Source organism: Caballeronia udeis (assembly GCF_044909315.1).
GTDB classification, from domain to species: domain Bacteria; phylum Pseudomonadota; class Gammaproteobacteria; order Burkholderiales; family Burkholderiaceae; genus Caballeronia; species Caballeronia udeis_A.
The window spans coordinates 15,224-41,386 of record NZ_JBIYEB010000018.1 but is presented as its reverse complement, the minus strand read 5'-3'; the positions used below and the strand labels follow the sequence as shown (position 1 = coordinate 41,386).

The 26,163-nt window shown below is 60.7% G+C and carries 23 protein-coding genes; 8 read left to right on the top strand and 15 right to left on the bottom strand.

Features of this window, described 5'->3' with window-relative positions:
- Positions 1 to 105: 105 nt before the first annotated feature.
- From ABH944_RS26135 to yacG, 7 genes are all read left to right on the top strand, one after another.
- Positions 106 to 1,395 carry an HlyC/CorC family transporter gene (locus tag ABH944_RS26135; protein ID WP_062081449.1) on the top strand — a complete coding sequence of 430 codons (1,290 nt, stop codon included), beginning with the start codon at positions 106 to 108 and terminating at the stop codon, positions 1,393 to 1,395.
- A gap of 210 nt (positions 1,396 to 1,605) precedes the next feature.
- Positions 1,606 to 2,826 (top strand): GspE/PulE family protein, encoded by a 1,221-nt coding sequence (locus ABH944_RS26130; RefSeq protein WP_404610309.1) that lies wholly within the window; start codon positions 1,606 to 1,608, stop codon positions 2,824 to 2,826.
- Positions 2,817 to 4,028, top strand: a complete 1,212-nt coding sequence (locus ABH944_RS26125; RefSeq protein ID WP_404610310.1) for a type II secretion system F family protein — start codon at positions 2,817 to 2,819, stop codon at positions 4,026 to 4,028. Before ABH944_RS26130 ends, ABH944_RS26125 begins: the two co-directional genes overlap by 10 nt.
- A 39-nt stretch (positions 4,029 to 4,067) precedes the next feature.
- Entirely contained in the window at positions 4,068 to 4,991 is a 924-nt protein-coding gene (locus ABH944_RS26120) for a prepilin peptidase (protein WP_404610311.1), read from the top strand.
- Positions 4,992 to 5,016: 25 nt separating this feature from the next.
- Positions 5,017 to 5,640, top strand: coding sequence for a dephospho-CoA kinase (gene coaE / locus ABH944_RS26115; RefSeq protein ID WP_404610312.1), 624 nt, complete (start codon positions 5,017 to 5,019; stop codon positions 5,638 to 5,640).
- A gap of 156 nt (positions 5,641 to 5,796) precedes the next feature.
- A complete protein-coding gene (gene zapD, locus ABH944_RS26110) occupies positions 5,797 to 6,552 on the top strand; it encodes a cell division protein ZapD (protein ID WP_031360708.1) in 756 nt (251 codons plus the stop codon).
- Positions 6,553 to 6,608: 56 nt separating this feature from the next.
- Positions 6,609 to 6,800, top strand: coding sequence for a DNA gyrase inhibitor YacG (gene yacG, locus ABH944_RS26105; RefSeq protein ID WP_097265428.1), 192 nt, complete (start codon positions 6,609 to 6,611; stop codon positions 6,798 to 6,800).
- A gap of 35 nt (positions 6,801 to 6,835) precedes the next feature.
- Here the strand turns inward: yacG and ABH944_RS26100 are convergent, their stop codons facing one another.
- The 4 genes from ABH944_RS26100 to secA form a co-directional block, all read right to left on the bottom strand.
- Positions 6,836 to 7,273 carry an NUDIX domain-containing protein gene (locus tag ABH944_RS26100; RefSeq protein WP_404610313.1) on the bottom strand — a complete coding sequence of 146 codons (438 nt, stop codon included), beginning with the start codon at positions 7,271 to 7,273 and terminating at the stop codon, positions 6,836 to 6,838.
- A complete protein-coding gene (locus ABH944_RS26095) occupies positions 7,270 to 8,133 on the bottom strand; it encodes an ATP-binding protein (RefSeq protein ID WP_404610314.1) in 864 nt (287 codons plus the stop codon). The genes ABH944_RS26100 and ABH944_RS26095 overlap by 4 nt, the downstream gene beginning before the upstream one ends.
- 15 nt (positions 8,134 to 8,148) lie before the next feature.
- A complete protein-coding gene (gene argJ / locus ABH944_RS26090) occupies positions 8,149 to 9,390 on the bottom strand; it encodes a bifunctional glutamate N-acetyltransferase/amino-acid acetyltransferase ArgJ (RefSeq protein WP_404610315.1) in 1,242 nt (413 codons plus the stop codon).
- Between the two features lie 198 nt (positions 9,391 to 9,588).
- A complete protein-coding gene (gene secA, locus ABH944_RS26085) occupies positions 9,589 to 12,399 on the bottom strand; it encodes a preprotein translocase subunit SecA (RefSeq protein WP_404610316.1) in 2,811 nt (936 codons plus the stop codon).
- 261 nt (positions 12,400 to 12,660) lie between these two features.
- On the opposite strand from secA, the gene ABH944_RS26080 reads away from it, so the two are divergent.
- Positions 12,661 to 13,152 carry a DciA family protein gene (locus ABH944_RS26080; protein ID WP_404610317.1) on the top strand — a complete coding sequence of 164 codons (492 nt, stop codon included), beginning with the start codon at positions 12,661 to 12,663 and terminating at the stop codon, positions 13,150 to 13,152.
- Between the two features lie 47 nt (positions 13,153 to 13,199).
- Here the strand turns inward: ABH944_RS26080 and lpxC are convergent, their stop codons facing one another.
- From lpxC to mraY, 11 genes are all read right to left on the bottom strand, one after another.
- The gene (lpxC, locus tag ABH944_RS26075) at positions 13,200 to 14,117 is read right to left on the bottom strand and encodes a UDP-3-O-acyl-N-acetylglucosamine deacetylase (protein WP_062081422.1); all 918 of its coding nucleotides are present in this window, start codon (positions 14,115 to 14,117) and stop codon (positions 13,200 to 13,202) included.
- 366 nt (positions 14,118 to 14,483) lie between these two features.
- Complete coding sequence (locus ABH944_RS26070) at positions 14,484 to 14,987, bottom strand: peroxiredoxin (RefSeq protein ID WP_404610318.1); 504 nt, start codon at positions 14,985 to 14,987, stop codon at positions 14,484 to 14,486.
- A gap of 267 nt (positions 14,988 to 15,254) precedes the next feature.
- Positions 15,255 to 16,448 (bottom strand): cell division protein FtsZ, encoded by a 1,194-nt coding sequence (gene ftsZ, locus ABH944_RS26065; RefSeq protein WP_062081418.1) that lies wholly within the window; start codon positions 16,446 to 16,448, stop codon positions 15,255 to 15,257.
- 99 nt (positions 16,449 to 16,547) lie between these two features.
- On the bottom strand, positions 16,548 to 17,780 hold the full coding sequence (ftsA, locus tag ABH944_RS26060; protein WP_062081416.1) for a cell division protein FtsA: 1,233 nt from the start codon (positions 17,778 to 17,780) through the stop codon (positions 16,548 to 16,550).
- Positions 17,781 to 17,807: 27 nt separating this feature from the next.
- Positions 17,808 to 18,560, bottom strand: coding sequence for a cell division protein FtsQ/DivIB (locus ABH944_RS26055; protein WP_097265442.1), 753 nt, complete (start codon positions 18,558 to 18,560; stop codon positions 17,808 to 17,810).
- A gap of 31 nt (positions 18,561 to 18,591) precedes the next feature.
- Entirely contained in the window at positions 18,592 to 19,539 is a 948-nt protein-coding gene (locus ABH944_RS26050; protein ID WP_404610319.1) for a D-alanine--D-alanine ligase, read from the bottom strand.
- Positions 19,536 to 20,948 carry a UDP-N-acetylmuramate--L-alanine ligase gene (murC, locus tag ABH944_RS26045; RefSeq protein WP_097265445.1) on the bottom strand — a complete coding sequence of 471 codons (1,413 nt, stop codon included), beginning with the start codon at positions 20,946 to 20,948 and terminating at the stop codon, positions 19,536 to 19,538. The genes ABH944_RS26050 and murC overlap by 4 nt, the downstream gene beginning before the upstream one ends.
- Positions 20,945 to 22,090: an undecaprenyldiphospho-muramoylpentapeptide beta-N-acetylglucosaminyltransferase gene (gene murG / locus ABH944_RS26040; RefSeq protein ID WP_404610320.1), complete on the bottom strand. Its 1,146-nt coding sequence runs from the start codon at positions 22,088 to 22,090 to the stop codon at positions 20,945 to 20,947. Before murG ends, murC begins: the two co-directional genes overlap by 4 nt.
- Positions 22,087 to 23,415, bottom strand: a complete 1,329-nt coding sequence (gene ftsW, locus ABH944_RS26035) for a putative lipid II flippase FtsW (RefSeq protein WP_404610321.1) — start codon at positions 23,413 to 23,415, stop codon at positions 22,087 to 22,089. Before ftsW ends, murG begins: the two co-directional genes overlap by 4 nt.
- Positions 23,412 to 24,923 (bottom strand): UDP-N-acetylmuramoyl-L-alanine--D-glutamate ligase, encoded by a 1,512-nt coding sequence (gene murD / locus ABH944_RS26030; RefSeq protein ID WP_404610322.1) that lies wholly within the window; start codon positions 24,921 to 24,923, stop codon positions 23,412 to 23,414. Before murD ends, ftsW begins: the two co-directional genes overlap by 4 nt.
- A 55-nt stretch (positions 24,924 to 24,978) precedes the next feature.
- Positions 24,979 to 26,148 carry a phospho-N-acetylmuramoyl-pentapeptide-transferase gene (gene mraY / locus ABH944_RS26025; RefSeq protein WP_031360691.1) on the bottom strand — a complete coding sequence of 390 codons (1,170 nt, stop codon included), beginning with the start codon at positions 26,146 to 26,148 and terminating at the stop codon, positions 24,979 to 24,981.
- Positions 26,149 to 26,163 lie beyond the last annotated feature (15 nt).

Sequence of the window (26,163 nt, the reverse complement as noted above, 5' to 3'; positions counted from 1 at the left end):
AGGATCGGGTAGGTCGAACCATTGTCCGGAAGGCTTGTCGAGCAAGAGAAGCAATCGCTTTCTGCTCTGCTATAGTCTTTCCCATCCTCCCTTTCCAGATCGCGCGTGGACCACATTCCCTTATGGGCGCAAATCTGCGCCATTTTCCTGCTGCTGTTTCTGTCCGCATTCTTCTCCATTTCCGAAACATCGATGATGGCGCTCAATCGCCATCGCCTGAAACACCTCGCCACCAAGGGTTCGCTGCGCGCTCGCGTCACGCAGGGCCTGCTTGCCAAGACCGATCAACTGCTGAGCGTGATCCTGATTGGCAACAATCTGATCAACACGATCATTCCGGTACTGACAACGTCCATCGCGCTGCACACTTTTGGCCATAACAATTTGGTCTTGTCGGTGACAACCGGGGTTGTCGCATTCCTGATCATTGTGTTTGCGGAGATCGCACCAAAGATTGTGGGCGCGACGTATCCGGAAAAGGTCGCGCTCCCGGCCAGCCTGGTCTTGTCGCCGTTGATGCGCGTGGCGAGGCCGCTCGTCTGGTTCGTGAACCTGTTCGCGAACGGCGTGCTGAGGGTGCTGCATATCAATACAAAAGGCGGCCGGGACCAGCGGCTTTCCACCGAAGAATTGCGCACCATCGTGCTGGAATCGGGCAACTTCATGCCGACCAAGCACCGCAGCATATTGCTGAACCTGTTCGACCTGGAGAACATCACCGTTGACGACGTGATGATCCCGCGCCGCCGGATTGAAGCGCTGGATTTCGACGCCCCTTTCGACACCATCCTGCATCAACTCGAGACCTGCTATCACAACAAGCTGGTGGTATATCAGGGCGACATCGACCGCGTGCTGGGTGTTCTGCACGTGAGAAAGACGCTCTCGGCACTGCATAACCAGGAATTCGAACGCGAGACCTTGCGTGAATTGTTGGCCGAGCCGTACTTCGTCCCGGCCGGCACGCCCGTGTTCCAGCAACTGCAATTCTTCCAGGAAAGCCGGCATCGAATTGCGATCGTGGTGAACGAATATGGCGAGTTGCAGGGACTGGTGACGCCGGAAGACATCATTGAAGAATTGATCGGTGAGTTCACCACAACCATTCCGCGCGGAGCCGGTTCGCGTGGCGGCTGGAACGAGGAAGGCGAATGCATTGTGGCGGGGAGCATGCCGCTGCGCGAACTGAACCGCTGGCTGAAACTGTCGCTTCCCACCGACGGCCCGAAGACCCTCAATGGCCTGATCCTCGAGACGCTGGAGGAGATCCCGGACGGCGACGTGAGCGTGCGTATTGCAGGCGTGCACTTTGAAGTAATGCGCAGCGACGATCAGGCAATACGTACCGTGAAGATATTCCGGCCGCAAGGCGTGGTGCTGAGAAAGCAAGCTTAGCGACGAAGTTGGGTTCATGGGCGGGTCGGGTCTCGAATGGGGCCTCGGGTTGCATCAGCTTGCGCTCTTTCCGCCTTCGCGAATCACCCATTGGGCCGCGTTAGCCATTCGGCCTGCTTTTTCGGCGGTGCAAGCGTTAGCCATTCGGCCGAGTTGGAACGAGGCGCGGGGCAGCCCAAGATCGGGTATCCCGTCCACCGAGCCATGCCCATGCAGTCCTCTCTCCCGGTTACATTTTCGCAGCCACCACCACAGCTATCCGCTCGCCAGGCCGATGCAATCCCGGACGCCGACAGCGCACCCGCCGTCGCGTTACTCGCCGATACCCTGCGTGAAGCAGCGGCGCGCGGTGCCTCCGATATCCACGTGGAACCGGGCGAACATAAGTGGCGCATCCGGTTGCGTATTGATGGCGCACTGCACGTCTTTCTCAAGCCCCCGCCTCATCTACGCGACGCATTCACCACGCGTATCAAGGTGTTGGCGCGCATGGACATTGCCGAGCGGCGCGTGCCGCAAGACGGGCGTTTGCGATTGCCGCTGGCAAACGGGAACCCGGAGGACTATCGCGTAAATTCGCTGCCGGTCCTGTTCGGTGAAAAACTCGTATTGCGTCGGATGGAGTCGCTGCCGGCTGATTTATCGCTGGCGGCGCTGGGGCTCACCCCCGACCAGCAGAAGACCATAGAAGCCGCGATCCACGCGCCGCACGGACTTGTGCTGGTCACCGGTCCCACCGGAAGCGGCAAGACTCTCTCGCTGTACTGCTTTCTGCGGATGCTCAACGCGGAGTCGCGCAACGTCTGTTCAGTCAAGGATCCGGCAGAGATCCAGCTTGCGGGTATCAATCAGGTCAGCGTCCGCGACAAGGCGGGCCTCACTTTCGCAGTCGCGCTGCGCGCATTCATGCGACAGGATCCGGACGTGATCATGGTGGGCGAGATCCGCGACGCCGAAACCGCCGACGTCGCCGTAAAGGCCGCACAAACCGGCCATCTCGTGCTCTCCACGCTGCATACGAATGACGCGCCCGCCGCGATCGCAAGACTGATCGATATCGGCATCGCGCCGTACAACCTGGCGTCGGCGCTGAGGCTCGTTACGGCGCAGCGACTGGTGCGGCGTCTTTGCCAAGCCTGTTGCATGCCTTCGGAGCTGGAGTTCGAGCCGGGTTTCAGGCCCTATGAGCCGCGAGGCTGCGCGGCGTGTCATGGCATTGGTTATCGCGGGCGAGTGGGTGTACATCAACTGATGCCGGTCTCAGACTCCCTACGCGAACTGATCGTCGCACGTACCGCCACGCACGCTGTCACCCGGCAAGCGCAAAGCGAGGGCATGCCGAGCCTGCGCGACGCCGCGTTCGCGAGAGTACGCGAAGGCATGACAAGCGTAGTGGAAGCCGCCGACGCCACGGAGCTCGCATGGGCGTGAGCCGGCTGTCCTTCGATACGCGCTTTGGCTGGCGAGGCGTTGACGCAAACGGCGCGGACAAACGTGGCAGGACAATAGCCGCGGACTCGACCAGTGCGCGTGCTGCGCTAAAGCGCGACGGTGTCACGGTGCTCGAGATCACCGCGCTCGGCTCGGCCCCGCCGCCCAAAGCACGCGCCACCGACGTCACGCTATTCACCCGCCAACTCGCCGGCTTGCTGCGTGCCGGCTTGCCGCTCGCGCCGTGTCTGGAGCTCATCGCGGACACCCCTTCGCGTGGTGGCCTGCCACGCATCGTGGGATCAGTTGCACGCGATATCACGCAGGGCGTCACCTTCTCGGAAGCCCTCGCGCGTCATCCGGCCTGCTTCAACGCGCTTTATTGCCAACTGGTTGCAGTCGGCGAATTGGCCGGTGCGTTGCCGGCCGTACTCGCGCGGCTCGCCGAAGACCGCGAACGCGCGGGTGCCCAACGGGCGAAACTGCGCGCTGCACTGACCTATCCGGTGGCGGTGCTGCTGTTATCGCTTGCCATTACCGCAGGATTGCTGATTGGCGTCGTGCCGACCTTCAAGACCATCTTCGATGGTTTCGGGGCTAAATTGCCGGCACCGACCTTGTTCGTGATCGCATTATCGGATGGCGTCGCGCGCTGGAGCGGACCGTTCGCGCTCCTTTGCATGGTTGCCGGCATCGCGCTCAAGCGGCTTTTAACGCGCGTCCCGGCAGCCCGAAGCGCGTTTGATCGCGCCGTGCTCAAATTGCCGCTCGCCCGTTCCCTGCTACGTGCTCTCGCGGTGGCGCGCTGGAGTCGCGCGCTCGGCACCTTGCTGGCGGCGGGCACGCCGTTATCGGGTGCATTCGATTCGTTGTCGAGCGCCACGGGTATCCGTATCTTCGATACCGCCACCGTCGAGATCGCCAGGTGCCTTCGAAGCGGCGAGCGGCTCGCAGCCGCCATGCGTGCGGTTGGCTGCTTTCCGCCGGATGTGGTGCAGCCTATCGCCGTGGCCGAGGAATCCGGTTCGCTCGACGCGATGCTGCTCGATCTCGCTACACTGGGCGACCGTCAGGTAGACGAACAGACCAGTGCGTTCGCGAGCCTGTGTGAACCGGTCGTGATCGTCGTGCTCGGTGCATTGGTGGGCGGGCTCGTCGTCGCGATGTATCTTCCGATCGTTCAACTCGGGAATGTGGTGTAGGTGGTGTAGCATCGCAGCCGAATTCAACCCAGGACAGCCATGCAGCCTTTGTATCAGGCGGAGTTTTCAGGCCGCTATCTCGACGCTTACGGTTCCGCGTTCGGCGCTTTGCCGCTCGCGGCGCAGTATGGTTTCGCGATCATCTTCGGGCTGGTGATCGGCAGCTTTCTGACAGTGGTCGTGCACCGCCTGCCGATCATGCTCGAACGTGCGTGGAAAGCGGAGAACGCTGTCCTCAAGGAGGACGATGCGGATGACAGCGCGCCCGACGCCACACCCCTCGCCCGCTACAACCTCGCCGTCCCTCGCAGCGCCTGCCCACACTGCGGCCACGTGTTGCGGGCGTGGGAAAATATTCCAGTCGTGAGTTATGTACTGCTGCGTGGCCGTTGCGCGAAGTGCAACGCACGCGTCAGCGCTCGTTATCCGGTGACGGAGTTGGCTACCGCGCTGTTTGCTGCCCTCTCGCTGTTTGCGTTCGGGCCCGCGCTGATCGCGCTCGCAGCATTCGGCCTATGCGCGACGCTGCTGGCCGCGAGCCTGATCGACTTCGATACCCGCTATCTGCCCGACACACTGACATTGCCTCTGCTGTGGGCCGGCCTGATCGTCAATCTCGGCGACACGGCATTCGTCCCGCTGCACGAAGCGGTGATCGGCGCGATCGCGGGTTATCTGTTTCTCTGGTGCGTGTATTGGCTGTTCAGGCTGGTACGCGGCGTGGAAGGCATGGGTTACGGCGACTTCAAGCTGCTCGGCGCGCTCGGCGCGTGGCTTGGCTGGCAAGCGCTCCCGCAGGTCGTACTGTTGTCGGCGGTGGCAGGCGCCATCTTCGGCCTGGCGGCTACGGGTATCGGCAAGATGCGGTTTGAAGAACCGCTGCCATTCGGGCCGTTTCTCGCGGCGGGCGGCGTGATTACGCTATTTTTCGGTACACCGCTTTACGCAATGTTCGGCGGATAAACCAAGACGAAAAGGGAGTTGAACGATGTTCAGCATCGGCCTGACCGGCGGGATCGGCAGCGGCAAGACCACGGTGGCGGACATGTTCGCCGCGCGTGGTGTGCCCGTGATCGATACGGACCTGATTGCGCACCAGATCACCGCACCGGGCGGGGTCGCGATGCCGCTAATCGAAAGCACGTTCGGCCCGGAATACGTCGCCGCTGACGGTTCGCTGGATCGCGCAAAGATGCGCACGCGCGTTTTCTCCGATAACACTGCTAAGGCTCAACTCGAATCGATCACGCATCCGCTGATCCGCGCCGAAAGCGAACGTCAGCGCAATGCAGCACAAGGGCCCTATCACATCGTCGTGGTGCCGCTGCTGATTGAAGCGGGCGAACGCGCCAGCAAAGTGGAGCGGATTCTCGTGGTCGACTGTCCGGTGGACACGCAAATCGAGCGTGTGATCCGGCGCAATGCCTTCACACGCGATCAGGTGCTCGCCATCATCGCGCATCAGGCCACGCGTGAAGCGCGTCTGGCAGCCGCCGACGATGTCGTCGTCAATGACTCTGCCGCCACGCTGGAAACGCTGCAGCGCGAGGTGGAAGCCCTGCACGCACGCTATGTGGCAATGGCGTCCGGCACGAGCAAACCGCGTACCTAGCAAGTGCATGCAACGCGTTCGAACTCGTCACGAACGGCGCTGAAAATGTGCGCCGGATGCGATTAAACCTGTGGATTTGCCTGGGGTTTGATGCGGCATTAGAATGTCCTCACTTTCTGACATCGAACCCATCGACCAACGCCGAGGCGAGCGCGCTTGATCCTTTACGAGTACCCCTTCAACGAGCGAATCAGAACGCTGCTGCGTCTCGAAGACCTTTTCGAGCGTTTCACCTTCTTTCTGACTCAAGAAGACCCGCGCGAACATCACGCTGCACTGACCACGTTGTTCGAGATCGCCGAAGTCGCGGGCCGCACGGATCTGAAAGCGGACCTGATGAAGGAACTGGAGCGGCAGCGTCAGACGCTTGCGCCGTTCCGCGGCAATCCCGGTATCGAGCAGGATGCGCTGGAGTCCGTGCTGGGCGAGATCGAACAGACCTTGGCCGGCCTCGGGCAGATGCAGGGCAAGACAGGCCAGCATCTGGCCGATAACGAGTGGCTCGCGAGTATTCGAAGCCGTACGATCATTCCAGGTGGAACCTGCCGCTTCGACCTGCCGTCGTACTTCGCGTGGCAACAAAACCCCGCCGAGGAGCGCCGCGGGGACATCGCGAAATGGGTCACGCCCATGCTGCCATTACGCGACGCCGCGACTATCGTGCTGCGTCTCGCACGCGAATCGGGACAGGCGTCCAAAGTGATGGCGATGCAAGGCAGCTATCAGCAAATGCTTTCGGGTCGAACTTATCAATTGATGCAGGTGCGGGTACCGTCCGACACCCGCCTGATTCCCGAAGCGAGCGCGAACAAGTACATGCTGTGGGTACGCTTCACGGTGCAGGACGGCGATCTGAGGCCACGTGCAGTAGATGCCGACATCCCATTCCACCTGACGCTCTGCAGTCTTTAAGTTGGGCTTGAAAACCCCATTTACTGAACTCAACCTCTTTAAATCCGCACTGCAGAATGACCACTATCGTTAAATGCCCGACTTGCGAGAAGGACGTCCGCTGGGTTCCTGAAAGCCGCTTTCGTCCGTTTTGTTCAGACCGTTGCAAGCAGATCGATCTCGGCGCCTGGGCGACCGAGAAGTACAAGATCGGCGGTAGTCCGCAAGACACGCCGCCCGATGAAGACTCATATAGCGGCCTGAACTAGGCCGCGTAACAAGACTCCACTGCGAAACAAAGCATCTAGACTGCTTCAGCCGCAAGCCATTCGAGCACCGGAATGGCTGCCGGCAACAACGGGGAGACATCGGCGGGAAGATGCTGCCAGGCCAGCGCCTGGCCTTCACGTCCAACCGGCTCCCCGCTCCATGCCGTCACCTTGCAAAAGTAGAGCCGCACGTATGCATGAGGGTAATCGTGTTCGAGGGTCCGCCAGCGCTCGCAACTGGTTACGTCAATACCCAATTCCTCATGCAATTCCCGCGTGAGCGCGGCTTCAACACTTTCCCCCGCTTCCAGCTTGCCGCCGGGAAACTCCCAGTAACCTTCATACGGCTTGCCTTCCGGACGCTGCGCCAGCAAATAACGGCCGTCTGGCTGAACGAGCACACCTACCGCGACGTCCGTCACCTTGCGCCCATCGGGCGCCGTGTTTGAAACGCTCGTAGTAGACGCGCTCATGCCTTGCGGCCCGACCAGTCGCGGGCGAATTGCCACGCCACGCGTCCCGAGCGCGATCCGCGCTCCAGCGCCCACACGAGCGCGTCGCCGCGAGCACCGGCGATCTCTTCTTCCTGGCAGCCGAAATGCTTCAGCCAGTGCCCGACGATTGTCAGGTAATCGTCCTGTTTGAACGGATAGAAGCTCACCCACAGGCCGAATCGCTCGGACAGCGAAATTTTTTCTTCGACTACTTCGCCAGGATGAATTTCACCGTCGGACGTGTGTTTGTACGTCTCGTTGTCGCTCATGTATTCGGGCAACAAATGACGCCGGTTCGACGTTGCGTAGATCAGCACGTTGTCCGATTGTGCGGAAATCGAGCCGTCCAGCGCCACTTTCAGCGCCTTGTAGCCCGACTCACCCTCCTCGAACGAGAGGTCGTCGCAGAAGACAATGAACCGTTCCGGCCGCACCGAGATCAGGTCGACGATATCGCCGAGATCGTGCAGATCGTCTTTATCGACTTCGATCAGCCGCAATCCTTCCGCGTGGTACGCGTTCAGGCAGGCCTTGATCAGCGATGACTTCCCCGTGCCGCGTGCGCCCGTCAGCAGCACGTTGTTCGCCGGCGACTTGCGCACGAACTGCCGCGTGTTCTGCTCGATAAGCCCCTTCTGGCGCTCGATATTGCAAAGATCGTCGAGCGACAACGGCGACAAATTCGCCACCGGCTGCAGGAACCCACGCCCCTGGCGCTTGCGCCAGCGAAACGCCACGGCGCTGTTCCAGTCGATTTCGGGCGGAGCCGGCGGCAACATCCCTTCTACGCGCGCCAGGACGGCTTCGGCGCGGGTCAGAAATTGTTCGAGTTTATCCATGGAAAATGTGTTGGTTCAGGACCGGTAATCGGCGTTGATGCTGACGTAATCGTGCGAGAGATCACACGTCCAGATGGTGGCGTCGGCCTGACCGCGGCCTAGTAGCACGCGGATCGCGATCTCGCTTTTCTTCATCACGCGCTGGCCGTCTTCCTCGCGATACTCAGGATTGCGGCCACCGTTCTTCGCGACCAGGACGTCATCGAGATACAGGTCGATCTTGTTCACGTCGAGATCCGCCACGCCCGCATAACCGATAGCGGCAAGAATCCGGCCAAGGTTAGGGTCCGACGCGTAGAACGCGGTCTTGACGAGCGGCGAATGGCCGATCGCATACGCGATCAGGCGGCATTCGGCTTCGCTCGTGCCACCCTCCACTGTCACCGTCATGAACTTGGTTGCCCCCTCGCCGTCACGCACGATCAGTTGCGCCAGCTCCTGCGCCACCGACGTTACCGCCTCGCGCAGCGCGAAATACGCGGGCGAATCCGTGGAAGCGATCAAAGGCAGCGTCGACTTGCCCGAAGCAATCACGATAAACGAATCGTTCGTCGAAGTATCGCCGTCAATGGTGATGCAGTTGAACGAGCGATCTGCAACGTGCTTGATCAGCGTATCGAGCACCGGTTGCGTGACAGCGGCATCGCAGGCGAGAAAACCGAGCATGGTCGCCATATTCGGCCGGATCATGCCGGCGCCCTTGCTGATACCCGAGAGCGTGACCGTGTGGCCATCGATCTGAACCTGACGCGATGCCGCCTTCGGCAAGGTGTCCGTGGTCATGATGGTTTGCGCGGCGTCGTACCAGTGAGCCGGTTTTTGATTCGCCAGCGCGGCGGGCAATCCCGCTTTCAAGCGATCAACGGGCAGCGGCTCGAGAATCACGCCGGTGGAAAACGGCAGGATCTGCGTGGCTTGCAGGTCCAGCAGCGCCGCCAGCGCCTCACATGTTTCGCGCGTGTGCGCCATACCCGGTTCGCCGGTTCCTGCATTCGCGTTGCCCGTGTTCACCACCAGCGCGCGAATGCCCTTGGCGCCCGCGCGCACTGCGTCCAGATGCTCGCGACACACCGTCACGGGCGCCGCGCAGAAACGGTTTTGCGTGAACACGCCGCCGAGCGTCGCACCTTCTTCGATCTGTATGACCAGCAGGTCCTTGCGATTCGGTTTTCGAATGTTCGCCTCGGCCCAGCCTAGCGTGACGCCGGCGACGGGAAACAGGTGGGCGGGATCGATCGAGGGGAAATTGACGGCCATGTTCGCGACTCGCTGAAAGTGGCGAGTGCCGGCGCGGAGAAGGCGCAACGGCACAGGGATAAAAGAAACGGAGCCTGACTTGTTTGAAAGACGGACGCCCGGGGATACCAAAACCAGCCTGCCAAAGACAAACGACGCATCGCTGCGTCGCCTGTCTCCAATGCTCCTTGTTGCTCGCTACCGCTCTTCAAGCGTTGATTATGCAAGCTTGCCGTGACAGTTTTTGTACTTCTTGCCGCTGCCGCACGGGCACGGGTCGTTGCGGCCGACCTTCGGCACGTCGTCAGACGCTGCGCGGGTGGCGACGGTCGTGTCGTCGCCGTATGCCATCGCCTGGTTGATCATCTGCGTGGTGGCATCTGCCGCGACCGATGCGGCCTCGGCGCCGCCATCGGCGAATTCCGCGTGCTGGAACGACACGTTCTCCAGATGGCTGCCTTTCTCTTCGTACTGTTCGGCGGCTTCTTCAAGCTGCTCCGGCGACTGGATCTGCACGTTCATCACAACCCGCGTGACTTCCTGCTTCACCGAATCAAGCATGGCGGCGAATAGTTCAAAGGCCTCGCGCTTGTATTCCTGCTTCGGGTTTTTCTGCGCATAACCACGCAGATGGATACCCTGACGCAGGTGATCCAGTGCGGCGAGGTGCTCACGCCAGCGGCTGTCGAGCGTCTGCAGCATGATCGAACGCTCGAATGCGCTGAACGATTCACGTCCGACCAGCGCTACCTTGGCTTCGTAGCTTTCGTCGGCGGCGGAAACTACCGCTTCCAGAATCTCGTCTGCGTCGATGGAATTCGACTCGTTGATCATCTCCTGGACGGCGAGATCGAGTGACCATTCGTTGCGGAGCACTTCTTCCAGTTCCGGCGCGCTCCATTGCTCTTCAATGCTTCCCGCCGGAATGTACGTGCGCGTCACCTCGGTGATCACGCTCTGGCGCATGGCGGTGATGGTCTCCGCCACATCGGTTGCTTCGAGCAGTTCGTTGCGCTGCTGGTAGATCACCTTGCGCTGATCGTTCGATACGTCGTCGTATTCGAGCAATTGCTTGCGAATGTCGAAGTTGCGCGCTTCCACCTTGCGCTGCGCCGATTCGATCGAACGCGTGACAATGCCCGCCTCGATCGCCTCGCCTTCCGGCATCTTCAGGCGGTCCATGATCGAGCGCACACGGTCGCCCGCGAAAATACGCAAAAGCGGATCGTCGAGCGACAGATAGAACCGCGACGAACCCGGATCACCCTGACGTCCGGCGCGGCCGCGCAACTGATTGTCGATACGACGCGATTCGTGCCGTTCCGTACCAATGATATGCAGCCCGCCCGACGCCTTCACGCGATCGTGCAGCGCTTGCCATTCGTCTTCGAGATGCTTGATGCGGCGTTGTTTTTCTTCGTCGGAGAGCGATTCGTCCACTTCGATGAACGACGACTGCTTCTCCACATTGCCGCCCAGCACGATGTCCGTACCGCGACCGGCCATGTTCGTCGCAATGGTGACCGCGGCTGGCCGTCCGGCTTCCGCAACAATCGCCGCTTCGCGTGCGTGCTGCTTCGCGTTCAACACCTCGTGCTTGAGGCCCGCTTGTGTGAGCAGGCCGGACAGCAATTCCGACGCCTCGATGGACGTGGTGCCCACCAGCACCGGTTGCCCGCGCTCGACGCAGTCGCGAATGTCACGCGTCACGGCATCGTAGCGTTCCTTCGCTGTCTTGTAGATCTGGTCCTGCTTGTCGATCCGCTTCGGCGGACGGTTCGTCGGGATCACGACCGTTTCCAGCCCGTAGATCTCGTTGAATTCGTACGCTTCAGTGTCCGCCGTACCGGTCATGCCGGACAGCTTTGAGTACATGCGGAAGAAATTCTGGAACGTGATGGACGCAAGCGTCTGGTTCTCGTTCTGGATCTTGACGTGTTCCTTCGCTTCCACGGCCTGATGCAGGCCGTCTGACCAGCGCCGTCCGGTCATCATGCGACCGGTGAACTCGTCGACGATCACGACTTCGTTGCCCTGGACCACGTAATGCTGGTCGCGGAAAAACAGCGTGTGCGCGCGTAACGCAGCGTACACGTGATGCATCAGCGTAATGTTTTGTGCCGCGTAAAGACTTTCGCCTTCACCGATCAGGCCCCATTCGGCCAGCAGACGCTCGGCCTTTTCGTGACCTTGCTCGGTGAGGAAAACCTGACGCGCTTTTTCGTCGAGCGTGTAGTCGCCCACTTTCTCGACGCCCGTGCCATCCGCCTTCTCTTCGCCGATCTGCTGTTCGAGCAGCGGCGGCAGCGCGTTCATGCGCACGTAGAGTTCGGTGTGATCTTCGGCCTGGCCGGAAATGATCAGCGGCGTACGCGCCTCGTCGATAAGAATCGAGTCCACCTCGTCAACCACCGCGAAATTCAGCGGGCGCTGCACGCGCGCGTGGGTCTCGTAGACCATGTTGTCGCGCAGGTAGTCGAAGCCGAACTCGTTGTTCGTGCCGTACGTGATGTCCGCGGCATACGCTTCTTGCTTCTGCGCGTGTTCCATCTGCGAGAGGTTGATGCCCCACGACAACCCGAGGAAGTTGTAGAGCTTGCCCATCCATTCGGCGTCGCGTTGCGCGAGATAGTCGTTCACCGTGACTACGTGTACGCCGCGTCCGGACAACGCGTTCAGATACGCGGCCAGCGTGGCGACAAGCGTCTTGCCCTCGCCCGTGCGCATTTCCGCGATCTTGCCGTAATGCAGCACCATGCCGCCGATCAGCTGGACGTCGAAGTGCCGCATCTTCAGCACGCGTTTGCTGGCCTCGCGGCACACGGCAAACGCTTCGGGCAGCAACCGGTCGAGCGATTCGCCGCTCGCCACGCGCTGGCGGAACTCGTCGGTCTTCGCGCGCAGTTGCTTGTCCGTGTACTGCTCGATCGTCGGCTCGAAAGCATTGATCGCCGCAACGGTCTTTTGGTACTGCTTGACTAGGCGCTGGTTGCGACTGCCAAAAAACTTTTGGAGGAAACCGGTGGTCATCGGATCAGTGTCTGCGTCGCGGTATCGGCTTAGAGCGCGCTGGGTGCGTCCCGGTTCGGGGAACCTCGGCGGCTCAAGTCCATGGGTGAAATCGAATCGGGGATTTTAGCACGCGCCCCCGATGGAGCTTGCGCGTACATCGTTTGTGGTACATCGACCCAGCGACATGCCGGAGCCGTTCAAACCGGCAAGCACGCCGCCATGTCACACGGTGCGCAGCGTTACAATCAGCGCATCGCCGCCAGCCCCACAGATTGAAAAATGAGCCGATTTCCGCCGAATTCAAGGCCTCCGCCACGCTTCGATCCCCGCAAACCGCAAGCACTGACGGAAGTGCTCGGGCGCACCAGCGAGTTTCTCGCGCTGCGCGCCGGGGTTGAGCAAGTGACGGCGCTGCAACGCGACCTGGCGGCGCTGCTCCCCGATTATCTTGGATCCAACGTGGAACCGGGGTTCATTAAAGACGGTGTATTGGCCCTTTTCGCCGCACATAACGCGCTCGCCGCCCGCCTTCGGCACATCGAGCCGCGTCTTTTGGTGGATTTGCAACAGCGCGGCTGGGCGGTCAATGCCCTGAAGATTCGTGTCCGGCCACAGGCAATGAAAGATGTCGTGCCGCCCAAACAAGCGCGCATGTCTGCCGCAGGAGCCGACGCGTTGCAAACGCTCGCCGAAACGCTCGAACCGTCACCGCTTCAGGAAGCGCTTGCGAAAATGGCTGCGCGCCATCACGTGAAAACACAAAAAAAATGAGCGGCGCTCGAAAGCAGCCGCTCATTTCATTCAAACTCAATTCTTAATTACGCAAACGCCGTCTGGGTATCGAAAGCGAAACCACGCGGTGCCGCTTGCTTGTCCTCGAACGTGACAACTTCATACGCGTCTTCGTGTGCCAGTAACTCACGCAGCAACATGTTATTCATTGCGTGGCCGCCTTTATACGCGGCATAGGACGCCAGCAGCGGATGACCAGCCACATACAAGTCGCCGATTGCGTCCAGCATCTTGTGCTTCACAAACTCGTCTTCATAACGCAAACCGTCATTATTCAGAATCCGGTATTCGTCCAGCACGATGGCGTTGTCCATACTGCCGCCCCGCGCCAAACCGAGTTCGCGCATCATTTCCACTTCATGCGCAAAACCGAACGTCCGTGCACGGGCAATATCCCGGACATATGACGTATTCGCAAAATCCACTTCAAGCGCTTGACCGGTTTTATCGACAGCCGGGTGGCGGAAATCAATGGTGAATTTCAGTTTGAAGCCGAAATACGGATCGAGACGCGCGAATTTATCGCCGTCGCGGATTTCAATCGGCTTCGTCACCTTGATGAATTTCTTTGCCGCGTTCTGCTCTTCAATACCCGCCGATTGAATCAGAAACACGAACGAAGCAGCGCTGCCATCCATAATCGGAATTTCTTCAGCCGTGACATCGACATACAGATTGTCGATACCCAGTCCCGCGCATGCCGACATCAAATGTTCGATGGTCGACACGCGCGCGCCGTCCTTCTGCAACACCGAAGCCAGGCGCGTGTCGCCGATCGCCATGGCCGACACCGGAATGTCCACCGGCACAGGCAGGTCGATTCGCGCAAAAACAATACCGGTATTGGCTGGAGCGGGCCGAAGCGTCAAATCCACCTTGCGGCCCGAATGCAGGCCGATCCCGACGGTTTTGACAATGGTTTTAATGGTTCGCTGCTTCAACATGATTTTTTTCGCTTCGATTGTGACTCTCGATTGAGAGAATCAATCGTGAATTTGTATTCAATAGCACGGAGTATACTCCAATCGCCTCGCGTCGTCCCAGGAGGAACCTTGCAACTTGTTTCCCCACATTACCGGGTAAGTTCGGCACGTTTGATGCCGTGCCACGCGAAAGCAAGGAGAGTCGGGCCGACGACCGGAATGGAGGCATTCCCGGACATCGGCGCCGCGTTACGGCTTTGTTAAGACTTTGTTGCGGCGTGTTTCAAACCTCGGCGGGAGCGTCATTTTATGTGGCACGAATGCAACATGATTCCCGGCCCATTGACCTGAAAACGGCCCAACATCCACTCAACATTGCTTCAAACATTAGCCCAACGTCGCCAATACGCTCTCAGCGCTGCTGACTTCAAACTTGCCGGGTGCTTCAAGATTCAGCGTCTTGACCACGCTGTCCTCGACCACCATGGCGTAGCGCTGGGAGCGAATTCCCATGCCACGCTCCGACAAATCCTGCTCCAGACCGAGTGCTCGGGTAAAACGTGCGCTGCCGTCGGCGATCATCTTCACCTTGCCCGAGGTTTGAAGATCGCGTCCCCACGCGTTCATCACGAACGCGTCGTTGACGGAGACACACCAGATTTCGTCGATGCCCGCCGCAGCCAGCTTCTCTGCGTTTTCGATAAAACCTGGCACATGCCTGGCGGAACAGGTGGGCGTGAACGCACCCGGCAATCCGAAGATCACCACGCGCTTGCCCGCCGTCCGCTCGCGCACCGAGAAACCGTTCGGTCCCACGGCGCACCCCTCCGACGCCACATCGATAAATTCGAAAAGGCGTTCGTCGGGCAGCGTTTCACCTGTCTTGATCATGGATCGGCCTTTCACTGAGTCAGTGCTGGTCACGCCAGCGATTCAAAACTTGATTCATACGTCACACATTCAACGTCATCGCGCGACGACTGCTCTCACCGTTCGATCTCATCCCAATATAGACGATGATGAACGTAATCGAAGCGGTCACTCAGCCACAGTCCAGCGTCCAGCAGACGCGGCCTGAAACCTGAGACAGCACGACCTTCGCCTGATGCTTTTTCTAAGGGCGTTTAATACAAAAACCAGCCGCCTCGGCAAAAATCATCAGTCGGCTTGCTTGCGCAGGAACGCCGGAATGTCGTACGTATCCACACCCTTTTCCTGCAGCGCCTGCACGTGCGAAGCTGCCGTTTCACGCGACGAACGCCACACTGCCGGCGTATCCAGCGCGCCGTAATCCGTACCGTTCGATTGCTGCGGTGCGTAGCTGTGCTGCGCATGTGCGATCGGTGCGTTGTCCGTCCCGGTACGCAGCAGGGTCATCGGTGCAGCTTGTTGCTTCTTCGCTGCACGGCCGAGGCCCGTGGCGACAACCGTCACGCGCAATGCATCGCCCATGGCGTCGTCATACACCGCACCGAAGATCACGGTCGCATCTTCTGCCGCATACGACTTGATCGTGTTCATCACTTCACGCGTTTCCGACAGACGCAGCGAACGGCTCGACGTGATGTTCACCAGCACGCCACGCGCGCCCGAGAGGTCCACGCCTTCCAGCAGCGGACTTGCCACGGCTTGTTCCGCAGCCAGGCGTGCGCGATCGACGCCGGCAACTGTCGCCGTGCCCATCATCGCCTTGCCTTGCTCGCCCATCACCGTCTTCACGTCTTCGAAGTCGACGTTGACCAGCCCGTCGACGTTGATGATTTCCGCGATGCCGGCAACAGCGTTGTTCAATACGTCATCAGCGCACTGGAAGCACTTGTCCATCTCGGCGTCATCGCCCATCACCTCGAACAGCTTGTCGTTCAGAACGACGATCAGCGAGTCGACGTGATCCTCCAGTTGCTGCGATCCCGCTTCAGCCACGCGCATGCGGCGGCCGCCTTCGAACTCGAACGGCTTGCTGACCACGCCGACCGTCAAGATACCCATTTCCTTCGCGATCTGAGCCACGACCGGTGCCGCACCCGTACCCGTGCCGCCACCCATGCCTGCGGTGATGAACACCATGTGTGCGCCACGCAATGCGTCGGCAATACGCTCGCGCGCATCTTCCGCCGCGGCCTTGCCCATGTCCGGCTTCGCGCCTGCTCCGAGACCCGTGTTGCCCAACTGGATCACCGAGGTGGCACGCGAACGCGCGAGCGCTTGCGCATCCGTGTTCATTACGATGAAGTCCACGCCCTGGACCCCACGGTTGATCATGTGCTGTACCGCATTACCGCCAGCACCACCAACACCAACGACCTTGATGATCGTTCCGTTGGTTTCCGTTTCCAGCATTTCGAAATCCATATTGCCTCCGTCAAGAATGAAAATCGGCGTTATTCGGCAAGAGATCGGGCAACCTCTTGTCGCGCGCCAGCCGCCGGCACCAGCGCGAATTCTGTTTGTTCAGAAATTTCCCAGGAACCAATCTTTCATGCGTCCCAAAACCTGTCCCATCGATCCGGACTGCACGGCGACCTTGCGGCCACGCATGCGTTGCGAACGGCCTTCGACGAGCAAACCCATTGCTGTGGAATAACGCGGATTGCGAACCACATCGGCCAGACCGCCCGCGTATTCAGGCACGCCAATGCGCACCGGCTTCAGGAAGATGTCTTCGCCGAGTTCGACCATGCCGGGCATCATTGATGCCCCACCGGTCAGCACCACGCCGCTGCTCAGCAATTCTTCGTAGCCCGACTCGCGCACGACCTGCTGCACGAGCGAGAACAGTTCTTCAACGCGCGGTTCGACCACCGCCGCGAGCGCCTGCCGCGACAGCGTGCGCGGACCGCGCTCGCCCAGTCCCGGCACTTCGATCATTTCGTCCGGGTCCGCCAGCGCCTGCTTTGCGATTCCATAGCTCACCTTGATATCTTCGGCATCGGGCGTCGGCGTGCGCAGCGCCATGGCCACGTCGCTTGTGATCTGGTCACCGGCAATAGGAATCACCGCCGTATGGCGAATCGCGCCTTCGCTGAAGATGGCGATGTCCGTCGTGCCACCGCCGATATCGACGAGCACCACGCCCAGTTCCTTCTCGTCTTCCGTCAGCACCGCCAGCGACGAAGCCAGCGGCTGGAGAATCAGGTCGTTCACTTCGAGCCCGCAGCGGCGCACGCACTTCACGATGTTCTGCGCCGCGCTCACCGCACCCGTCACGATGTGCACCTTCACTTCCAGCCGGATACCGCTCATGCCGATCGGCTCGCGCACATCTTCCTGGCCGTCGATGATGAATTCCTGCGTCAGGATATGCAGCACCTGCTGATCGGTCGGGATGTTGATCGCCTTGGCCGTTTCGATCACGCGCGCCACATCGGCCTGCGTGACTTCCTTTTCCTTGATGGCGACCATGCCGCTCGAATTGAAGCTTCGAATGTGACTGCCGGCGATGCCGGTGAATACATTCGTGATCTTGCAATCGGCCATCAGTTCGGCCTCTTCGAGCGCGCGCTGGATCGACTGGACGGTTGCCTCGATGTTGACGACGACGCCCTTCTTCAATCCCTTCGAGTCGCTCTGGCCGAGCCCGATCACCTCGTAGTGGCCCTCGCCTTTCAACTCGGCGACGATAGCCACCACCTTCGACGTCCCGATGTCGAGGGCGACCAGCAAGTCTTTGTAGTCTTTGCTCATAGCGTGCTCATTGCCTGTGATGTCTGCTTACTTCTTCGCTTTGTCGGTGTCGCTGATGAAGCGCATGCCGGCGGCCTTGATCGCAAAGCCGTTCGGATAGCGCAAATCCGCGTACTCGATGTCATTTCCCCACCGCCCCGTCACCGCCGACCACGCCGCCACAAACCGTCGGCTGCGATCAAACAACGTGTCCTGATTGCGCTCGCGCCCCAATTCGATCTGCGTGCCGTTGGAAAGCTTCACTGTCCACGCATATCGCGGCGACAAGATGACTTCTTCCGGATGAGCGTCGAGCGGCGCAAACCACTTCGTGAAATCGTGATACCGGGCAACCACTTCTTTCGCCGATCCGTCCGGCCCTTCGAACGCGGGCAGGTCGTCGTCGAGTTCGCCCTGGTTCGCCGTGAACAGGTCGCCGTCCACGCTCACGAGCTGATCTGTCCCCCACGTGCCGAGCGGCTTGAATTCTTCCAGCGTCACCGCCAGCGCATTCGGCCACACGCGCCGCACGCTCGCGTGGCGCACCCACGGCATCTGTTCGAACGCGGTGCGTGCAGCGTCGAGATCGACGGTGAAATAATTGCCCTTCAAATGCCCCACCACGCTTGCGCGCACGGTCGGCGAATTGATGTGCAATGTGTCGCCATCAATCTGGATCTCGCGCAGGCGGAACTCCGGCCGCTGGATCGCCCAGTAACCGGCGGCCCCAAGCAGCACGAACACGAGCAATACGTGCAGTGCGTTGGCCGTGAGGTTCATCTGGCGAGCGTTATTCCACATGTTCGATATCGTCGGTTTCGTCTACGTCGGTTCAGTCTTGCAATGTCAACGACAACACCTTCACCACCAGATCCTTGTAGCTGATCCCGACCGCACGTGCCGCTTTCGGCGGCAGCGAGTGGTCCGTCATGCCCGGCGCGGTGTTCACTTCCAGGAAGTACGGATTGCCGTCACCGTCCATCATGAAATCCGCTCGGCCCCAATCAGTGCAGCCGAGCACGTCGAACGCGCGGCGTGAAAGCTGCTTCATGCGCGTTTCCTCGGCGGGCGTGAGGCCACAGGGAATCGGATACTGCGTGTCGTCGGCGATGTACTTCGCGTTGTAATCGTAGAACTCGCCCGCCGGCACGATCTTGATGATCGGCAAGTCCAGGTCGCCCGCGATACAGCACGTGTATTCACCGCCGCCTTCAATGCTTTTCTCGACCAGCACGATCTTGTCGAACTTCGCTGCTTCGATCAGCGCCGGCGCCAGCGTTTCCGCGCTCTTCACCTTGATCACCGCCACGCTCGACCCTTCGCTCGCCGGCTTCACGAACAGCGGCAAACCAAGCTTCGCAACAATCTTCTGCGCATGCGCTTCGTAGTCGTCACCACGCATCACGACTTCGAACGGCGGCGTTGGCACGCCGGTTTGCTGCCACACGAGCTTCGTGCGAAATTTATCGAGACCAAGTGCCGAACCGAGCACACCGCTGCCCGTGTATTTGATGCCGTAGAAATCGAGCGCCCCCTGCAACTGGCCGTTCTCGCCATACCCGCCATGCAACGCGATAAACACCCGCGCAAACCCTTCGGACTTCAATTCGGCCAGCGGCCGTTCCGCCGGATCGAACGGATGCGCGTCGATGCCGGCATCGCGTAATCCCTGCAGCACGAGACGTCCCGAATTGAGCGATACCTCACGCTCGGCGGTTTCCCCGCCAAGCAGCACGGCCACTTTGCCGAATACCTTGGGGTCGATTACATTGCTCGTCATTTCAAAGCCTTCGAATCCTGAACTTGCGCCGTCAACCGAGCGCATACGCCGCCGATAGAACCGGCGCCCATCGTGATCACTACGTCGCCGTTACGTGCCAATGTGGCAATCGCGTCCGGCATCTCATCCACCGTTTCGACAAACACCGGCTCCACTTTCCCCGCGACGCGAATCGCACGCGCCAAAGCGCGGCCATCGGCGGCGACGATCGGCGCTTCGCCTGCCGCATAGACATCGGTGAGCACGAGCGCATCGACCGTGGACAGCACCCGCACGAAGTCTTCGAAGCAATCGCGCGTGCGCGTGTATCGATGCGGCTGGAACGCGAGCACAAGACGCCGTCCAGGAAATGCCCCACGCGCAGCGGCAACCGTCGCCGCCATCTCGACCGGGTGATGACCGTAGTCGTCAATCAGCGTGTATGCGCCGCCTTCGGCGGTTTTCACGTTCACTTCGCCGTAGCGCTGAAAACGCCGGCCTACGCCGGTAAATTCTTGCAATGCCCTCTGGATATCGGCATCGGCGACTTCAAGTTCAGTCGCGATTGCAATCGCAGCGAGCGCGTTCTGCACGTTGTGCGTGCCCGGCAGGTTCAACACGATGTCCAAAGGCGTTGCGTCTTCACGCAGCGTCGTGAAATGCATCTTGCCGTCGCGTGCTTCCACGTTCACCGCGCGCACTTGCGCTTCGGCGCCAAGGCCGTAGCGGATGATCGGCTTCGACACGAACGGCAGGATTTCACGCACGTTCGGATCGTCCACGCACAGCACCGCGATGCCGTAGAACGGCAGCCGATGCGTGAATTCGATGAACGCCTGCTTCAGCCTCGCGAAGTCGTGGCCGTAGGTATCCATGTGATCGGCATCGATGTTCGTGATGACTTCGATCACCGGAAAGAGATTCAGGAACGACGCGTCGGATTCATCGGCTTCGGCCACGATGAAATCGCCCGTACCCAGCCGCGCATTCGCGCCCGCGCTGATCAAGCGGCCACCGATCACGAAGGTCGGATCAAGTCCGCCGGCGGCCAGCACGCTTGCCACCAGCGACGTGGTCGTGGTCTTGCCGTGCGTGCCGGCAATCGCGATGCCCTGCTTCAGGCGCATCAGCTCCGCGAGCATCACGGCACGCGGCACGATCGGAATCCGGCGATGGCGCGCGGCCAGCACCTCGGGGTTATCGGAGCGCACGGCGGTCGATACGACCACGGCATTCGCACCGTCGATATTCTCTTCACGATGCCCGATCGCCACGCGTGCACCCAGCGTAATGAGGCGATCGGTCACGCCGTTGCTCGTCAGGTCCGAGCCGCTGACCTGGTAGCCGAGGTTGAGCAACACCTCTGCAATGCCGCTCATCCCCGCGCCGCCAATGCCGACAAAGTGAATGTGTTTGACGATATGTTTCATGGCTGGATTTCCTTCGGCGCTTGTATCAGCGCGCTCAAGCCGGCTACGTCGGCGCAGACCCGGCCGACGCGTTCAGCCGCGTCGGGTTTCGCCAGGGCGCGAGCCTTCTCCGCCATGTGGCCAAGCGTCTCGCGAGTCTGTTCACGCAACCAGCCGGCGAGCTTTTCCGCCGATAGATCGCGCTGTTGTATCAAGTGGGCCGCGCCCGCATTAGCGAGGAACGCGGCGTTGGTGGTCTGGTGGTCATCGACAGCGAACGGGAACGGCACGAACAGCGCGGCCACGCCAACCGCCGCGATCTCGGACACGGTCATCGCACCCGAGCGGCAGATCACGAGATCCGCAGCGGCGTAAGCGCTTGCCATATCGTCGATAAACGGCACCAGTTGAACATCGTCATCCGCCGATAAACCCGCCGCCGCGTAGTTCGCTTTCAACGCATCGATATGCTTGGCGCCCGCCTGATGCACGACGCGCGGACGCAGCGCCGGGTCGAGCAACGCGAGCGCTTTCGGTACGGTTTCATTCAAAGCGGCTGCACCCAGACTGCCTCCGACGACCAGAACGTTGAGGCGCGCTTCATGATTCAGATTCCGCGCGGCGTAGCGTTCTTTGGGTGGCAGAGCCTCCGCAAGTTCCGCACGAATTGGATTTCCGGTCCATTCAGCATTCGGCAGTGCATTGGGGAACGCGACCAGCACGCGTTTGGCCACATGCGCGAGCACCTTGTTCGCTAGTCCAGCGATTGAATTCTGTTCGTGCAGCACGAGCGGCGTACCGCTCAGCTTCGACATCAAGCCCGCCGGAAACGTGATGTATCCGCCCATGCCGAGCACCACGTCGGGCTTCACCGAACGTAGCGCACGCAGGCTTTGCGAGCATGCGCGCAACAGGTTCACGGGCAGCATCAGCTTCGTCCTGATGCCCTTGCCGCGCACGCCGCCAAAGCGCACATATTCCATCGCAATACCGTGCTTCGGTACGAGCGTCGCTTCCATGCCCGACGCGTTGCCGAGCCACACCACACGCCAGCCGCGCGACTGCATCCAGTGAGCGACCGCGAGCCCCGGGAACACGTGTCCTCCGGTGCCGCCGGCCATCACCATCAGCGTGCCTGCGCGAGATGACGTCGAAACCGTCATACCTTTCCTCCGCGCATGAGCACCCGGTTTTCGTAGTCCACGCGCATCAGCACCGCGAGCGCGACGCAGTTCAGCAAGATGCCCGAACCGCCGTAGCTCACGAGCGGCAACGTCAGGCCTTTGGTCGGCAGGAGACCCAGGTTCACGCCCATGTTGATGAAGGTCTGCGCACCGAACCAGAGGCCAATACCCTTCGCCATCAAACCGGCAAACGTGCGGTCGAGCGCGAGCGCCTGGCGGCCGATTTCGAACGCGCGCCGCACGATCCAGTAGAAGAGCAGGATCACGATCAGCACGCCGACAAATCCGAGTTCCTCGCCGATCACCGCCAGGATGAAGTCGGTGTGCGCTTCCGGCAGGTAGTTGAGCTTTTCGACACTGCCGCCCAGTCCCACGCCGAACCATTCGCCGCGACCGAATGCAATCAGCGAGTGCGTCAACTGATACGCCTTGCCTTGTGCATAGCGGTCATCCCACGGATCGAGGTAAGCGAAGATCCGTTCGCGACGCCACGGCGATGCCCACACGAGCAACGCAAACGTGCCGACGGCCGTTGCGACCAGGCCACCGAACAGCTTGGCGTTCACGCCGCCGAGGAACAGCACGCCCATGGCGATAACCGCGATCACCATGAACGCGCCCATGTCCGGCTCGAGCAGCAGCAATGCGCCGACGAAGCCGACGGCAACAGCCATCGGCAAAAAGCCGCGGCCGATGCTATGCATGAACTCTTGCTTGCGCACCGTGTAGTTCGCCGCGTAGATGGTTACGGCGAGCTTCATGATTTCCGACGGCTGCATGTTCGTGATGCCAAGCGGAATCCAGCGGCGCGCGCCGTTCACGCCCTTGCCGATGTGCGGAATCAGCACGATCACCAGCAGGAACAGCGAGAACAGGAAGAATTTCGCCGCGTACTTGTCCCACGTGGACACCGGAATCTTGAACGCGATGATCGACGCCACGACGGCCGTGGCTATTGATACAAGATGGCGCACGAGGAAGAAGTAGTCGTGGTACTGCGCATATTTCGGCGAATCCGGCATGGCGATGGACGCGGAATACACCATCACGATACCGAGTCCGAGCAACGCGATTGTCACCCACAGCAGCGAGTAGTCGTAGTCGAGCATGCGCGAACGAATAGGCGTCACGCCGTTGACCGCGCTCGAGATGCCACTCGCGCGCTCGGCCACGCGCGCACCAAGACCACCAAGCCCGCCCGTGCGGTCCGTACGCGAGGTGCGGCCGCCGAGCGTGGCGCTGTCGTTGGCAACGGCGTTGCGTTGACCGGTCAGTTTCGAGCCAAAACGTTCGGACCAGCTCATAGCATCACTCCCCGTTCTGCCGCAATGTCAGCCACCGCTTGCCGGAACACGTCCGCGCGATGTGCGTAGTTCTTGAACATGTCGAAGCTGGCGCACGCCGGCGACAGCAATACCGCGTCACCCGGTTGAGCCAGAAGCGCTGCCGCTTGCGTCGCGGCTTCGAGCGTTGCGTGGTCGTGCAACGGAATGTCCGTGTCCGCCAGCGCCTCGCGAATGCGCGGTGCATCGCGGCCGATCAGCATCACCGCACGGCACCAGCGCGCGACCGGCGCGGCGAGCGGCGAAAAATCCTGGCCCTTGCCGTCGCCACCTGCAATCAGCAAAGTCTTTTGCGCCAGGCCATCGAGCGCCGCGACGGTCGCGCCAACATTCGTGCCTTTGCTGTCATCGACGAAATCAATGCCTTCTATTTGCGCGATCACTTCCACGCGATGCGGCTCGCCTTTGTATTCACGCAAGCCGTGCAGCAGCGAAGCGAGCGGCAGACCGACGGCCCGTGCCAGCGCCAAAGCAGCCAGCGCGTTCGCTGCGTTATGCAGACCGCGAACGCGCAGTGCATCGACAGGCATCAGGCGCTTCGAATACACGTTCGGCTCAGCGGCGACATCGCTTTTACGACGGCGCGTAGGCGCGGGTTCATCGCTGAGATCGCGGTCGTTGCCCTGCACCAGCCATGCGATACCGTTCTCACGCAACAGACCGTAATCGCCGAGACGAGCGGGTTCGTTCAGCCCGAATGTCACCACGGTCGCAGGATTCCCCGATCCCAGCGCCATGGTCCGCGCGTCGTCACGATTCAACACGCGTACGGTCTTTTCACCGAAGATGCGGCCCTTCGCTGCAACGTATGCGTCGAAGCCGCCATGCCAGTCGAGGTGATCTTGCGTAATGTTGAGCACAGCAGCAGCGTCCGGCTCGAACGAGTGTGCCGTCTCAAGCTGAAAACTCGACAACTCCAGCACCCAGACATCGGGCAGCTCGGTGCTGTCGATTGCTTCACTTAACTTGTCCAGCATCGCCGGGCTGATGTTTCCCGCCACCGCCACGGTCTTGCCGGCACGTTCGCACAACAACCCGGTCAGCGCGGTCGTCGTGGTCTTGCCGTTGGTGCCCGTAATGGCGATCACCTTCGGCGCATAGCCGTTCGCGCCAAGCGACTTCAACGCTTGCGCGAACCATTCCAGCTCGCCCCACACAGGGACGCCGCGTTCCCGCGCGGCGTCGAGGAGCGGCCTCACATCGTCAGCCAGAGGCGACAGTCCCGGGCTGATTGCAACAATCTCCACACCGCCATCGAGCAGCGCCGGCGTGAATTCACCGCCGACAAATTCCGCGTCGATGCCATGCGCTGCGAGTTCCGACAGGTTCGGCGGCGTGGCGCGGGTATCGGCCACGCGCAGACGGCACCCGTGACGCGCGCACCAGCGCGTCATCGCGAGGCCTGATTCACCCAGCCCCAGCACAAGCACCATCGGACTTTGCCGATCGAAGAACTTCTCGCCAAACATCGCTTTACCTTTTTCCCGACCAACTCAAAATCAACACACGAATTTGCGTAACTTATTAACGCAGCTTCAGCGTCGACAAACCGAACAGACACAACATCAGCGTGATGATCCAGAAGCGCACGACCACCTGCGTTTCCTTCCATCCCGACAACTCGAAATGGTGATGCAGCGGCGCCATCTTGAAGATGCGCCGCCCTTCGCCGAAGCGTTTTTTCGTGTACTTGAAATAGCTGACCTGCATCATCACGGACAGGGTTTCCGCGACGAACACGCCGCCCATGATGAACAGCACGACTTCCTGCCGCACGATCACGGCGATGGTCCCGAGCGCACCGCCGAGCGCGAGCGCGCCGACATCGCCCATGAAGACTTGCGCGGGGTGCGTGTTGTACCAGAGAAATGCGAGCCCCGCGCCTCCCATTGCAGAACAAAAAATCAATAGTTCGCCGGCCCCGGGAATGTGCGGGAACAGTAAGTACTTCGAGTAGACCGAGCTACCCATCACATAAGCGAACGCGCCCAGCGATGCGCCCACCAGCACCACCGGCATGATGACGAGACCGTCGAGGCCATCGGTGAGATTCACCGCATTGCTCGAACCGACGATCACCAGGTACGTCATCGCGATGAAACCCCAAGTGCCGAGCGGATAGCTGATCGACTTGAGGAACGGCAGCATCAGGTCGGCGCGCGCGGGCAAGCCCATCGACAAACCGCTGCGCACCCACGCCATGAACAGGTCGAACACGCGTGCGTTGTTCGCTTCGGACACGCTGAACGCGAGATACACCGCGGCGAACAAACCAATCACCGACTGCCAGAAATACTTTTCGCGCGACGACATTCCGCGCGGGTCTTTATGCACGACTTTGCGGTAGTCATCGACCCAGCCGATCACGCCGTAGCCGAACGTGACAAGCATCACGATCCACACGAAGCGATTGGTCAGGTCAGCCCAAAGCAGCGTGGAAAAGGCGATGCCCAACAGGATCAGGACGCCACCCATGGTCGGCGTGCCGGACTTCACCAAATGCGTTTGCGGGCCGTTCGTGCGCACGGCCTGACCGACTTTCAGCGAGGTCAATTTGCGAATCACCCACGGACCGCAGACGAGGCCGACAAACAACGCCGTGATCGTCGCGCCGACTGCGCGGAACGTGAGGTAGGTAAACACGCGCAGAAAACTGGCGTCATTCTGAAGCCATTGCGCGAGTGCGAGTAGCATGCTGGTCCTTCTTCT

What these genes read in the sequence shown, in the direction of transcription:
- murG (WP_404610320.1), bottom strand. Translation starts at nt 22,090, where the DNA reads ATGACGGTTTCGACGTCATCTCGCGCAGGCACGCTGATGGTGATGGCC.
- lpxC (WP_062081422.1), bottom strand. Translation starts at nt 14,117, where the DNA reads ATGTTGAAGCAGCGAACCATTAAAACCATTGTCAAAACCGTCGGGATC.
- murD (WP_404610322.1), bottom strand. Translation starts at nt 24,923, where the DNA reads ATGTTTGGCGAGAAGTTCTTCGATCGGCAAAGTCCGATGGTGCTTGTG.
- ftsW (WP_404610321.1), bottom strand. Translation starts at nt 23,415, where the DNA reads ATGAGCTGGTCCGAACGTTTTGGCTCGAAACTGACCGGTCAACGCAAC.
- argJ (WP_404610315.1), bottom strand. Translation starts at nt 9,390, where the DNA reads ATGGCCGTCAATTTCCCCTCGATCGATCCCGCCCACCTGTTTCCCGTC.
- ABH944_RS26080 (WP_404610317.1), top strand. Translation starts at nt 12,661, where the DNA reads ATGAGCCGATTTCCGCCGAATTCAAGGCCTCCGCCACGCTTCGATCCC.
- murC (WP_097265445.1), bottom strand. Translation starts at nt 20,948, where the DNA reads ATGAAACATATCGTCAAACACATTCACTTTGTCGGCATTGGCGGCGCG.
- ABH944_RS26120 (WP_404610311.1), top strand. Translation starts at nt 4,068, where the DNA reads ATGCAGCCTTTGTATCAGGCGGAGTTTTCAGGCCGCTATCTCGACGCT.
- ABH944_RS26130 (WP_404610309.1), top strand. Translation starts at nt 1,606, where the DNA reads ATGCAGTCCTCTCTCCCGGTTACATTTTCGCAGCCACCACCACAGCTA.
- ftsA (WP_062081416.1), bottom strand. Translation starts at nt 17,780, where the DNA reads ATGAGCAAAGACTACAAAGACTTGCTGGTCGCCCTCGACATCGGGACG.
- secA (WP_404610316.1), bottom strand. Translation starts at nt 12,399, where the DNA reads ATGACCACCGGTTTCCTCCAAAAGTTTTTTGGCAGTCGCAACCAGCGC.
- ABH944_RS26050 (WP_404610319.1), bottom strand. Translation starts at nt 19,539, where the DNA reads ATGACGAGCAATGTAATCGACCCCAAGGTATTCGGCAAAGTGGCCGTG.
- ABH944_RS26055 (WP_097265442.1), bottom strand. Translation starts at nt 18,560, where the DNA reads ATGTGGAATAACGCTCGCCAGATGAACCTCACGGCCAACGCACTGCAC.
- ABH944_RS26095 (WP_404610314.1), bottom strand. Translation starts at nt 8,133, where the DNA reads ATGGATAAACTCGAACAATTTCTGACCCGCGCCGAAGCCGTCCTGGCG.
- ftsZ (WP_062081418.1), bottom strand. Translation starts at nt 16,448, where the DNA reads ATGGATTTCGAAATGCTGGAAACGGAAACCAACGGAACGATCATCAAG.
- ABH944_RS26100 (WP_404610313.1), bottom strand. Translation starts at nt 7,273, where the DNA reads ATGAGCGCGTCTACTACGAGCGTTTCAAACACGGCGCCCGATGGGCGC.
- yacG (WP_097265428.1), top strand. Translation starts at nt 6,609, where the DNA reads ATGACCACTATCGTTAAATGCCCGACTTGCGAGAAGGACGTCCGCTGG.
- ABH944_RS26070 (WP_404610318.1), bottom strand. Translation starts at nt 14,987, where the DNA reads ATGATCAAGACAGGTGAAACGCTGCCCGACGAACGCCTTTTCGAATTT.
- mraY (WP_031360691.1), bottom strand. Translation starts at nt 26,148, where the DNA reads ATGCTACTCGCACTCGCGCAATGGCTTCAGAATGACGCCAGTTTTCTG.
- coaE (WP_404610312.1), top strand. Translation starts at nt 5,017, where the DNA reads ATGTTCAGCATCGGCCTGACCGGCGGGATCGGCAGCGGCAAGACCACG.
- ABH944_RS26125 (WP_404610310.1), top strand. Translation starts at nt 2,817, where the DNA reads ATGGGCGTGAGCCGGCTGTCCTTCGATACGCGCTTTGGCTGGCGAGGC.